A 12,682-nucleotide genomic window follows, 5' to 3' on the forward strand; every position below is an offset into this window, starting at 1 on the left:
AGGTTCGATATGGCTGCACAGACGACACCGAGAATTTGGTCGCTGACATGGCCGATTATGATTGAAATGATGCTGCAATTTATGCTCGGTACAGCAGACACCCTTATGGTGAGCCGAATTTCGGATGATGCCGTCGCTGTTGTTGGGATATCGAATATGTTTTTTAATGCAGTTATTATTTTATTCACACTTGTGACGAGCGGGGCCGGAATTCTTATCGCACAGAAGCTAGGCGGGGGCAAGCCGGACGAAGCACGCAAAATCGGTATTATGTCAGTATCCATCACCGTAATTCTAGGTAGTATCATTAGCGTTTTACTCATCTATGGAACACCATTATTCACGACGGCATTACATGTACCGGACAATTTGAAGGGCTTATCGCATACATACATGTCGATTGTCGGCGGTGGAATGGTGATTACGGCACTGAATTTGTCCATGAGCACAGCAGTTCGAAATACCGGCAATACTCGTTCACCTATGTACATTGCGCTTGGTATGAACGTATTGCATGTTGTGCTGAACTACGCGTTTATATTTGGGGCATTTGGTTTGCCGGAACTTGGACTAATGGGTGTCGCTATTTCGACGGTTATCAGCCGGACGGTGGCCTTCTTCTTCCAGCAGCATTTGTTCAGGCATGCCTTTGGAGCGCCGGTCTTGGTTCGTGAATTTGGCCGCTTTCATGCAAAGCTGCTCAAAGAAGTGCTTAAGATCGGCTGGCCAATCAGCGTGAACGGTGCTTCATGGACATTCTCGCAAGTTGTGATTTTCAGCATGATTGCCTCCATGGGTGAGCAGCCGCTGGCGGCACGTACATATATGAACACAATGGAGTCATTCGCGTTTACATTCGGCTGGTCGCTTGCGCTTGCTGCCCAAATTCAAATCGCACATTTGTATGGGGCGAAGAAACTAAGGCAAGCATACTATAGTGCATATCGAGCGTTAGGCTTCGGGGTAATCGTCGTACTTGCGAATACGGCTATACTGTTACTGTTCCGAACATCGATCATTACCACGTTTACGAAGGATCCTTGGATTATCGATATGGCAGTATCTCTTCTATGGCTCAATTTAGCACTGCAGCCTGGCAAAATGTTGAATATGGCGCTTGGTCAGTCTCTGGGTGCTGTAGGAGACAGCCGAACGGTAATGGCTTATTCATTGCCTAGCATGTGGATCATCGCGGTCGGTGTCTCCTATATGCTTGCTATCCCGATGCATTGGGGACTATATGGGATCTATGTCGGAATGATCAGCGACGAGTATCTGCGCGGTGCATGCTGTTATTTCAGATGGCGCAAGCATCGTAAGAAGTTGTTATTTGCTGAAGCTTTCCGTGAAGATGTGAAACTTGGCAGCCGCGGGAACAACAGTGATGCTGTGCCGCTGTAGGCGAATGAGTTACTCATTGACACGAGTGGTTAGAATTGCTAAGATAGGATATTATGAAATATGAACGATGATGGAGAAAGTAATCACGTACAGTCGTCAGACTTAGCGAGCCGGGGGCAGTGGAAGCCCGGTCGGACGTTCGCGATGAAAGGCACTCCGGAGTTTATGCAATTTCGAAAAGAGGGTTTTCAAGCATCCATGCGGATTAGCGCTTGAAGGCCAAGTAGGGTGGAACCGCGGGAGCGTAATAGCTTTCGTCCCTATGTCTGACATCAGACGTAGAGGCGAAGGCTTTTTTATATGCCTTTACATACGTTTCGTTCAGACGCACGGCATGGCAAACAATTCGATAGGAGATGAATGACATGAACTTTCAAAACATGATTTTGACGCTGCAGCAGTTCTGGGCGGAGCAAAATTGCATTCTCGTTCAGCCATACGACACCGAGAAAGGTGCAGGCACTATGAACCCGATGACATTCCTTCGTTCGATCGGCCCGGAGCCATGGAACGTTGCGTACGTGGAGCCGTCCAGAAGGCCGGCAGATGGCCGTTACGGCGAGAACCCGAATCGTCTTTATCAGCATCATCAGTTCCAAGTAATTCTCAAGCCATCACCAGACAATATTCAAGAACTGTATTTGGAAAGCTTGAAGCGCCTTGGCGTGGATCCGCTTCACCATGATATTCGTTTCGTTGAAGATAACTGGGAATCGCCGACACTTGGTGCATGGGGGCTTGGCTGGGAAGTTTGGCTGAACGGTATGGAAATTACACAGTTCACGTATTTCCAACAAGTCGGCGGCATTGATGCCAATCCGGTTGCGGTTGAAATTACGTATGGTATGGAGCGTCTTGCTTCATACATTCAGGAGAAAGAAAATGTGTTCGACCTGGAGTGGGTAGACGGCGTCACCTATGGCGATGTATTCCTGCAGCCGGAGTTCGAGCATTCGAAATACACGTTCGAAACCTCCGATACTGCGATGCTTTTCTCGCTGTTCAACATGTATGAGGAAGAAGCGAAGAAAACGATGGAGCATAAGCTTGTTTTCCCAGCTTACGATTATGTGCTGAAATGCTCGCATGCATTCAACTTGCTTGATGCAAGAGGGGCAATCAGCGTAACGGAGCGAACCGGTTACATTATGCGTGTTCGTAATCTGGCACGTGCATGCGCGGCGACCTACCTGGAAGAGCGTGAACGCCTTGGATTCCCAATGTTGAAGAAAGGAGTGAACGATAATGGCTAAAGACCTTCTGCTGGAGATCGGATTAGAAGAGGTGCCGGCACGTTTCGTCCGCGGTGCTATGAATCAATTGAAAGAAAAGATGGCTAAATGGCTTGAAACGAACCGAATCAGCCATGGTGCAGTAGAAGCTTATGCGACTCCGCGCCGCCTAACCGTCCTTGTTCGCGATGTAGAAGAGAAGCAGGCGGATGTTAGTGAAGAAGTCAAAGGCCCTTCCCGCAAAATCGCATTGAACGAGCAAGGCGAATGGAGCAAAGCAGCACTGGGCTTCGCTCGCAGCCAAGGCGTGGCCCCTGAGGATTTCTTCTTTAAGGAGCTTGCGGGTGTCGAGTATATCTATGCGAACAAGAGCAGCATCGGTACGGTCACGAGCGATGTGCTTCCTGAAGGTCTGGTTTCGCTCATCACATCGATGTCATTCCCGAAAAACATGCGCTGGGGCAACTATGATCTTCGATTCGTGCGTCCGATTCGCTGGCTGGTAGCCTTGTTTGGCGAGGATATCGTTCCGATCGAAATTACGGCTGTTCAGAGCGGCAGAACGACTCGCGGCCATCGTTTCTTGGGCAACGAAACGGTTATAGCGGAGCCTTCGCAATATGTGGAGCGCCTAAGAGAGCAGCAGGTTATTGTAGATGTGGCTGAGCGTGAAACATTGATCGTCGCACAAATAAATGCACTTGCCGCCGAGAAGGGCTGGCACATTGCCATTAAAGAAGATTTGCTCGAGGAAGTTGTATTCCTCGTCGAATATCCGAATGTCCTGTTCGGTACGTTTGATCCGTCATTCTTAAACATTCCACAGGAAGTGCTCATTACTTCCATGCGCGAGCATCAGCGCTACTTCCCGGTATTGGATGATAACGGCAAGCTGCTGCCATTCTTCGTAACCGTTCGTAACGGCGATCGTACCTCGATTGAAAATGTTGCTAAAGGTAACGAGAAAGTATTACGCGCACGTTTATCGGATGCGAAGTTCTTCTATGCGGAAGATCAGAAACTCGCTATCTCCGATGCGCTTGCGAAGTTAAAATCGATCGTTTACCATGAAGAACTTGGCACAGTTGCGGATAAAGTCGCTCGTATCGTAGCGACTACCGAGAAGCTGTCGCAGGCACTGAGTACGGATGCCCAAACCGCAACAGATGCTGCTCGGACTGCAGCCATTTGTAAATTCGATTTGGTGACGCAAATGGTTTACGAATTCCCTGAGCTGCAAGGCATCATGGGTGAGGATTATGCGCGTAAAGCCGGTGAAAGCGAGTCGGTCGCTAAAGCGATTAATGAGCATTACCAGCCGCGTTTTGCAGGTGACAGAGCTCCTGCTTCCTTGGTCGGAGCACTGGTCAGCCTTGCTGACAAAATCGATACCATTGTGGGCTGTTTCTCCATCGGAATTCTGCCGACTGGTTCGCAAGATCCGTATGCACTGCGCCGTCAAGCTGCAGGTATCGTACAGATCGTGCTTGCTCATGGCCTTAAACTGCCGCTGAGCACGCTGTTTGATCTATCGCTTGAAGTTCATGCTGCTCGTTCGTTGAAACGTGATGCGGCAGAAATACGTAAAGACTTGTATGAATTTTTCTCCCTCCGCGTCAAGAACGTGCTGTCGGAGCAGAGCGTTCGGTACGATGTAGTCGATGCGGTAATGGCAGTTGGTTATAATGATTTGCGTCAGACGGTTGACCGTGCAGCTGCTGTAATGGCTGTCGCTGCGGGAGATCGCCGCGATGAGTTTAAAGCCGTGGTTGATTCGCTTAACCGGGTTTGCAACCTTGCTGCGAAAGCAACGTCTAAAGAAGTAAGTGAAAGCTTGTTCGCGGACGAAGCCGAAGGCGCCTTGTATCGTGCTTGGTCAGAGGTTCGCGATGACGTAGCGGTTCAGGTGGAAGAAGGACGTACAGCAGAAGCGATTACTAAGCTTGCCAGCTTGAAGACGCCGATCAACGTATACTTCGACAAAGTCATGGTAATGGCTGAGGACGAAGCTGTACGGGCCAACCGTCTTGCTACGCTTGCTGCTATTGCTGGCAGTGTCGTGAAAGTAGCGGATTTTTCGAAAGTTGTTTGGTAAGTGTTTTTCCGCAGGAAAAGACACTACCTTGGACTAACTTGTTTTTCCGCAGGAAAAGACACTACCTTGGACTAACTTGTTTTTCCGCAGGAAAAGACACTACCTTGGACTAACTTGTTTTTCCGCAGGAAAAGACACAGGAGGGGAAGAAATGGCTACAGATACGCAGCCTGAGGTGATTATTTACGTCGTTTCCGATTCCGCCGGTGACACCGGCGAGCTTGTCGTCCGGGCTGCGATAGCCCAATTTCATCCCATCAACGCCGACATCCGCAGAGCGCCGTTCGTCCATGATGAAGCGTCGCTCGAACGGTTCGTACTGCAAGCCAAGGAGCAAGGTGCCATCATGCTTTATACCCTTGTGCTTCCGGGGCTGCGCGACCGAATGGTCGAGTTTGCACGGATCCACGAGGTAACAGCCATTGATTTGCTGGGTTCATTAATCACGAGTTTGGAAGACAAAACAAATCGCAAATCGCGGCAAGAGCCCGGACTCAATCATGTGCTGGATGAAGATTATTTCCGCAAGGTTGAAGCTGTTGAGTTCGCCGTCAAGTACGATGATATGCGCGATACGACGGGCATTCTGAAGGCGGACATTGTGCTCGTCGGTGTCTCGCGTACGTCTAAGACCCCGCTCTCCATGTATTTGGCCCATAAGCAGTTCAAGGTCGCTAACGTTCCGCTCATGCCGGAGCTTGACCCGCCTGATGAGCTGTTCCAAATTCCTAAAGAGAAAGTAGTAGGGTTAACGATTGATATCAATTATCTGAACGGCATTCGAAAAGAACGATTGAAGGCACTCGGTTTACCGGACAGCGCTGCTTATGCAACGACAGCGCGTATCGAGCGTGAGCTGAAATATGCGGCGCAAATCACCGATCGAATCGGTTGTTTGGTCATTGATGTCTCCCATCGGGCGGTCGAAGAGACAGCAAGTCTGATTTTGGAGTATATAGAATCCAATTGATGCAAGTTCGGTGCAGGATTTTTTGGTTATTTGCCGTATATAATAGTACGGTAGTTACAAGAAGATGCGGTGATGCAAACAATGACAGCAATACCAACGATTGTAGTAGATGCTGATGCGTGTCCGGTTAAGCGGGAAATTGTCGAAGTGGCGCGAAAATTCGCGGTTCCGGTTCTGATGGTGGCTTCTCATGATCACCGGCTCCAAGAAGAAACAGGTGTTTCGATTATGCAGGTCGATCGAAGTGACCAGTCTGTCGATTTGTATATCGCAAACCATATCCGGCGCGGCGATATCGTCGTCACACAGGATTTTGGTCTTGCGACAATCGTATTGTCTAGAGGCGCGATCGCTCTTTCGCCGCGCGGCCAACAATATGATGACAGCAACATCGATTACTTAATGGAGCGCAGGCACGAGCTGGCGAAGAAGCGTCGCAGCGGCGGAAGAACGAAGGGCCCAAAGGCGATGTCAAGCGAAGATCGTGCGTATTTTCAGCAAAACCTGACAAAAGTTTTGCAAACTCGGCAGGAGAATGCCAAGCCGTAGCGAATAGTATTACTTGTCATTTAGGATGAAGGTGAAGGTGTATGGCTTACGAGAAAATACCGGATTCTGTCATTGAAGCGGTGCTTAAGCATCACGATATTGTAGAAACGGTAGGAAAGTACGTTCACCTCTCGAAGCACGGGAAATACATGAAGGGGCTTTGCCCGTTTCATTCAGAGAAGTCTCCGTCGTTTACCGTTACCCCGGAGAAGGGAATTTTTTACTGCTATGGGTGCGGTAAAGGCGGCAATGCAATTAAGTTTATTGAAGAGATTGAGGAATACTCGTTCCCTGAAGCTATTCGCGTAATGGCGGAGGAAGCGAATATTCCCATCACCTGGTCAGGATCGCAGGAGCGTCAACAATCCGCTGATGGGGGAGATCGCGATACTCTGATTGAGGCGCATGAATTGTCCGTTAAGTTGTATCATTATTTATTGATGAATACGACTCATGGGCAAACAGCTCTGCAATACCTACGTAATCGTGGTGTTACGGATAAGCAAATCGATCAGTTCATGATCGGGTATGCGCCTCCGGAATGGGACACACTCACGCGTTTTCTCGAGAAGCGGGAGTATAATCTCGCGCTGATGGAGAAAGGCGGACTGCTTATTGCCAAGCAGGACAAAAGCGGCTACATCGACCGGTTTCGTGATCGGATCATGTTTCCGATTTGGAACCGCGACGGCAAGGTCATCGCGCTGGCAGGCAGAATGCTCGGTGAAGGTCAACCGAAATATTTGAATTCACCGGAGACGATGCTTTTTAACAAGAGCCGCAATTTGTATAACTTTCATCATGCCCGAACAGCCATGCGTAAGAGCCGCCGGATTGTTCTGTTTGAAGGTTATATGGATGTCATCAAAGCATGGAGTGCAGGTGTGCATAACGGCGTAGCCTCTATGGGCACGGCACTGACAGAGGAGCATGCCTCGATATTGCAGCGCAATGTTGAAGAGGCCGTGCTTTGTTATGATGGCGATAATGCTGGACAAGCTGCAGTGCTGAAGACGATCCCGCTATTGGAGCGAGTGGGATTGCGCGTTCAGGTTGCAATGCTGCCCAGAGGGATGGATCCGGATGAATATATTGAGAAGCATGGAGCAGATGCGTTCATGCGAGAAACGATTGAACATCCGGTGTCCGCAACGAAATTTAGACTACTATATGCAAAGAAAAACCATATACTCCTAGAAGAAGAGGGACAGAAGAACTACCTGCTCGAAGCGGTCGGCATCATTGCCGTGCTTGATTCTCCAACGGAGCGGGAGTTTTATTTGAAAGAGCTGTCCCGTGAGTTCGATATGTCTCTGGATTCATTGAAGCAGGACTGCTTTGATCGGCGGCAGCAGCTGCAAAAAATGAAACCGCAAAGGGATAATAACGACAATTCGTGGAATAATGGTAGGAATGAAAACCGCGAGAACCGTCGCACGTCCTCTGCACCGCCTGTTTTGCCTGCTTATCAGGTCGCTGAACGCAAGCTGCTTGCGCAGATGCTGCAGGATGCTGATACAGCAAACACGGTGCATCAGAAGCTTGGAGAGGCTTTTAATGTAGAGGATCACGCAGCGCTTGCTGCTTACTTATATGCTTACTATGCGCAAGGACATGATCCGGATGTTAGTCGGTTTATCGCTTCGCTCCAAGATAGCCGGCTTGAACGGACTGCTGCTTCTATATTGATGACGGATGATGACATTCCATTCGACGAGCAACTGCTTGCTGATTATGTGAATGAAATCTTGAAGGTGCCAAGGTTTCGGGAAATCGAACAGATGAAAGAAGCCATGGTACGCGCGGAACGTTCCGGGGACATGTTGAAAGCAGCACAAATTGCAATTGAAATGAATGCCCTAGAGAGACAGCTAAAAGGTCGGCAGGATGATCGTTTCTAGGGAGGAGGGAGTCGGATTATGGCGAATGATCAACATACTGAATTGGATACTGAACAGAAGCTGGAACTCGTCAAGGAACAGCTGATTGAACATGGGAAGAAGAGATCCTCCTTAACGTACAAAGAGATTATGGAGAAGCTCTCACCTTTCGATCAGGATCCGGAACAAATCGATGAGTTTTTCGAGCAGCTCGATGATATCGGCATTGAAGTGGTAAATGAGAACGATGATCTTCCGATCAGCAATCGGGACGATCAAGAGCGTGAGCATGACGACTTCAATTTCGATGATGATCTGGCGCTCCCGCCTGGCATCAAAATCAACGATCCGGTTCGCATGTACTTGAAAGAAATCGGACGTGTACCGCTGCTATCGGCAGATGATGAAGTCGAGCTCGCCAAGCGGATTGAGAATGGGGACGAAGAAGCCAAGCGCAGACTTGCTGAAGCGAACCTCAGACTCGTGGTCAGTATCGCCAAACGTTATGTTGGACGCGGCATGCTGTTTCTGGATCTCATTCAAGAAGGCAACATGGGTCTAATCAAAGCGGTTGAAAAGTTTGACCATACAAAGGGCTACAAGTTCAGTACTTATGCTACTTGGTGGATCAGACAAGCGATTACGCGTGCGATTGCGGACCAAGCTCGTACGATCCGGATTCCGGTTCATATGGTCGAAACGATCAACAAACTTGTTCGGGTTTCACGTCAGTTGCTTCAAGAACTTGGACGTGAGCCAAGCCCAGAGGAAATTGCGGCTGAAATGGATTTGAGCACCGAGAAAGTGCGTGAAATCATGAAGATCGCACAAGAGCCGGTATCGCTTGAAACACCGATCGGGGAAGAAGACGATTCACATTTGGGCGACTTTATCGAGGATCAAGAGGCGCTCGCACCGGCAGATGCTGCCGCATACGAGCTGCTGAAGGAACAGTTGGAGGACGTGCTGGATACGCTCACGGAGCGTGAGGAGAACGTACTGAGACTTCGTTTCGGACTTGATGACGGTCGTACACGTACGCTGGAGGAAGTCGGCAAAGTATTCGGCGTTACGCGTGAACGGATTCGTCAGATCGAAGCTAAAGCATTACGCAAGCTTCGTCATCCATCGAGAAGCAAACGTTTGAAAGATTTTCTTGAATAACAACCAGGACCTTTCTGCTTGAAGCAGCAAGGTCTTTTTTCCACCTTGTGGAATTTATATGTGTAACACTTATAAGAATCCAACCATGAGAGAGGAATCACTGTGACGTTATGGATCAAGAGCGCCGCAAGACTATCATAAGAGAGATCGAGCATTGGCAGCGCAGTAAACTGCTTCCCGAGCAATATTGTGATTTTCTGCTCAACCTTTATTTGGATGAAGGCGAAAAGCGTGCTCCGGCGACCTTTGCGGGTCGAGCAGCGGTTGTAGTGAAAGGAGCATCTGTTAAACAATGGCTCCTGACATTTGGGATTTTTTCCTTGATCTGTTTTGTTTTTCTTTATTTTACTGTTTTTCATCCAGTATTGCAAATTGCGCTGTCGATTACCGGCGTCTACATTCTGCTCTTTATCGGGCAACGATATCGGGCCAAAAACGAATCTGTAGGGATCGGTTTAATCGGGACCGGCATGCTGCTGATGTTAGGTGCCGGCTTATATATGCTGCAGCACCATGCGCTTGAAGCATGGGGATGGAAAGCTGGACTTCTTGCTTTCTGTTCGCTGTTTTGGATCGCATTTGGCATTGGAGCTCGAATACCGTTGCTTCATCTATGCGGCTGGATGGCTTCGTTCCTCGTATATGCGTGGCTGCTTGCAAACAACACGGATTCGCCTAAATGGTTTGAAATCCAGCTGTACTGGCTTCCGGCCTCGTTCGTATTTGGCTGGTGCAGCTGGTTCTTTCATCGCTGGTCAAGACCAGTGGCATCGATTCTGTTTGTTGCCGGTGCGCTTGTTTGGTTCATGCCCGAACTCTACGCCGCTGTATTCGCGGATGCAGAGTTTGGATTACAACTTCAATTAATGGTCAAAATTATGGCGGGAGGGGCACTGCTCTTCTCCCTTCGAAAACAATGGATTGCGTGGGTTGCATGAGATGATAAAGTTGTCTAAACGTTTACAGCAAATTGCAGATCTGGTCTCGCCACAATCGAGAATTGCCGATATTGGTTCCGATCATGCGTTGCTGCCGGTTTATTTGCTGCAAAGCGGTAAATGTCCGTCTGCTATAGCGGGAGAGCTTAACACAGGACCGTTCCAAGCTGCTAAGAGACAGGTAGCTGAGGCTGGTTTGACGAAGAAGATCGAAGTTCGTCAAGGTGACGGATTAGCTGTACTCGCCCCAGGCGAGGCTGACACGGTCACTATTGCCGGAATGGGCGGCAGTTTAATGGCTGACATTCTAGAGGCAGGGCGGCTGGCTGGTAAGCTTGAAGGCGTTCGTGAGCTTGTACTGCAGCCTAATGTTGGTGAAGAAATCGTACGCAAATGGCTTGTTCAGCATGGGTATGTCCTGCAGGATGAGGTGATTCTGGAAGAGGATGGTCGGATCTATGAGGTGATGCATGTACTGCATGAACAGCATAGTCCTTCTCAAGTCACCAATGAAGGCGTATATAACTCGTCGTTCCTGGAGATTCCGTCTATGTCAGAGGCTGCCAAGAGTGAATGGCTGTACCGTATGGGCCCGTATTTGCTGCGTCAGCCGAATGATTGGCTGCACAACAAATGGCTGCATGAGCACGGGAAGCTCGATCGGATATGTGGTCAGTTAGGTCAATCGGATTTAGCGGAATCGCGCGAGAAGGAAGCACAGCTGCGCGGCGAAATGAAAGGGATTGAGGAGGTGCTGTCATGTTTGCGAACGGCCAAACCGTCATCCAACTTATAGAGCAGCTTGCTCCCAAACATATCGCGATGGAGAACGATAAAATCGGTCTTCAGCTAGGTACACTGCAGAAGGTAGTCAGTAAAGTGCTCGTGGCACTCGATGTCACTGACGAGGTAGTCGATGAGGCTATTGCACTCGGCGCAGAGTTGATCATCGCCCATCATGCGATTATTTATAGACCTCTTGCAAAGCTGGACACCTCCACGCCGGCAGGTAAACTGTATGAGAAACTGATCAAGAAGGATATCGCTGTTTATATCGCACATACCAATCTTGACGTTGCTGACGGAGGCATCAATGATTGGATGGCCGATATGCTTGGAGTGCCTGCCGAAGGCCGCGCCTCGCTTGAGGATGTACACACGGACAAGCAGTTCAAGCTGGTCGTCTTTGTTCCAAAGACGCATCATGAACAAGTGCTTCAGGCGATATGGAACGCAGGGGCTGGCGATATTGGCGGCTACAGCCAATGCAGTTTTAATATCGAAGGAGTCGGCACTTTCCTGCCGGGAGATACAGCGGACCCGTTTATCGGTGAGAAAGGCAAGCTTGAGCGTGTGCAAGAAATTAGAGTGGAAACGATTGTTCCTGCAAGCGTGCACCGGAAAGTTGTACAAGCGATGCTAAAGGCTCATCCCTATGAAGAAGTCGCGTACGATTTGTATCCGGTTGATATGAAAGGGCGCGTATTCGGACTTGGGCGAGTAGGTAAGCTGCCTGCTGCTATGAAGCTTCGTGAACTCGCTGAACGGGCGAAAACAGTATTCGAAGTTCCTGCACTGCGCGTCGTTGGTGATCTTGACCGTGATGTACGCAAGGTGGCCGTGCTTGGCGGTTCCGGAGCCAGGTATGTGCGTCATGCGCTGTTTGCAGGTGCTGACGTGCTCGTAACAGGCGATATGGATTACCATACCGCGCATGATGCTGCGATGGCAGGGCTGTCGATTATCGATCCCGGCCACAATATCGAGAAGCTGATGAAGCCTCGTGTAGCGGATTGGCTGCGCAGAGAGCTCCAGCAGCGGAAATATGCGACTGAGGCGATTGCCTCTCAAGTCGAGACGGAGCCGTTCCAATTCCTATAAGTAGACCGTTTCAACTAGATGAAGCCACCGCGCCGCAAAGACGGCGACGGCGTTTCATCTTGATGGAAATGATTCAGACCTTGAGCTTTTCCTTCGTTCCGCGTATACTGTGTTGTACACGGAAAGTTTGACAGACAATCGCTGGCGGCCTTGTTGCCGCGAGAGGAAAGTCCGGGCTCCGTAGGGCGAAGATGCTGGATAACATCCAGTCGGCGCGAGCCGAAGGATAGTGCCACAGAAATGGACCGCCGATGGCCGGATGCAAATCCGGCACAGGTAAGGGTGGAACCGTGGTGTAAGAGACCACGAGCGCCATTGGTGACAATGGGGCTGGTAAACCCCATCTGGAGCAAGACCGAGAGAACGCAGTGGCTTCGAGCCGCACCTCTGCCCGGGGCGCGTTCGGGTTGGTCGCTTGAGCTGATTAGCAATGATCGGCCTAGATAGATGATTGTCGCTTCACACGTGGGAGGGTAGTTCCCGTCACACCACAAGAGGCACAGAACCCGGCTTACGGCAAGCTTTCCATATGCTCAAAAAACCCGCGAGGCTTATGCCTAGCGGGTTTTTTC

The 12,682-nt window shown here is 49.7% G+C and carries 10 protein-coding genes and 1 other RNA gene; all 11 read left to right on the forward strand.

Features of this window, described 5'->3' with window-relative positions; genetic code table 11:
• Positions 1-9 precede the first annotated feature (9 nt).
• The 11 genes from AC506A_RS00550 (at position 10) to rnpB (ending at position 12,639) form a co-directional block, all read left to right on the forward strand.
• Positions 10-1,401 carry an MATE family efflux transporter gene (locus AC506A_RS00550; protein ID WP_495459081.1) on the forward strand — a complete coding sequence of 464 codons (1,392 nt, stop codon included), beginning with the start codon at positions 10-12 and terminating at the stop codon, positions 1,399-1,401.
• Positions 1,402-1,766: 365 nt separating this feature from the next.
• Positions 1,767-2,654, forward strand: coding sequence for a glycine--tRNA ligase subunit alpha (glyQ, locus tag AC506A_RS00555; protein WP_495459082.1), 888 nt, complete (start codon positions 1,767-1,769; stop codon positions 2,652-2,654).
• Positions 2,647-4,728, forward strand: coding sequence for a glycine--tRNA ligase subunit beta (glyS, locus tag AC506A_RS00560; RefSeq protein ID WP_495459083.1), 2,082 nt, complete (start codon positions 2,647-2,649; stop codon positions 4,726-4,728). Before glyQ ends, glyS begins: the two co-directional genes overlap by 8 nt.
• Before the next feature lie 151 nt (positions 4,729-4,879).
• Entirely contained in the window at positions 4,880-5,698 is an 819-nt protein-coding gene (locus tag AC506A_RS00565) for a pyruvate, water dikinase regulatory protein (protein WP_495459084.1), read from the forward strand.
• An 81-nt stretch (positions 5,699-5,779) separates the two neighbouring features.
• On the forward strand, positions 5,780-6,247 hold the full coding sequence (locus tag AC506A_RS00570) for a YaiI/YqxD family protein (RefSeq protein WP_495459085.1): 468 nt from the start codon (positions 5,780-5,782) through the stop codon (positions 6,245-6,247).
• A gap of 41 nt (positions 6,248-6,288) precedes the next feature.
• Positions 6,289-8,148, forward strand: a complete 1,860-nt coding sequence (dnaG, locus tag AC506A_RS00575; RefSeq protein ID WP_495459086.1) for a DNA primase — start codon at positions 6,289-6,291, stop codon at positions 8,146-8,148.
• A gap of 18 nt (positions 8,149-8,166) precedes the next feature.
• On the forward strand, positions 8,167-9,291 hold the full coding sequence (gene rpoD, locus AC506A_RS00580; protein WP_090979899.1) for an RNA polymerase sigma factor RpoD: 1,125 nt from the start codon (positions 8,167-8,169) through the stop codon (positions 9,289-9,291).
• Between the two features lie 110 nt (positions 9,292-9,401).
• Positions 9,402-10,229 carry a hypothetical protein gene (locus AC506A_RS00585; protein WP_495459087.1) on the forward strand — a complete coding sequence of 276 codons (828 nt, stop codon included), beginning with the start codon at positions 9,402-9,404 and terminating at the stop codon, positions 10,227-10,229.
• A gap of 1 nt (position 10,230) precedes the next feature.
• On the forward strand, positions 10,231-11,025 hold the full coding sequence (locus AC506A_RS00590) for a tRNA (adenine(22)-N(1))-methyltransferase (RefSeq protein WP_495459088.1): 795 nt from the start codon (positions 10,231-10,233) through the stop codon (positions 11,023-11,025).
• Positions 10,989-12,110 (forward strand): Nif3-like dinuclear metal center hexameric protein, encoded by a 1,122-nt coding sequence (locus AC506A_RS00595; protein WP_495459089.1) that lies wholly within the window; start codon positions 10,989-10,991, stop codon positions 12,108-12,110. Before AC506A_RS00590 ends, AC506A_RS00595 begins: the two co-directional genes overlap by 37 nt.
• A 122-nt stretch (positions 12,111-12,232) precedes the next feature.
• An RNA gene (rnpB, locus tag AC506A_RS00600) (RNase P RNA component class A) lies at positions 12,233-12,639 on the forward strand.
• The last annotated feature ends 43 nt before the right edge of the window (positions 12,640-12,682 follow it).

The organism is Paenibacillus sp. N22P23, from assembly GCF_059383735.1.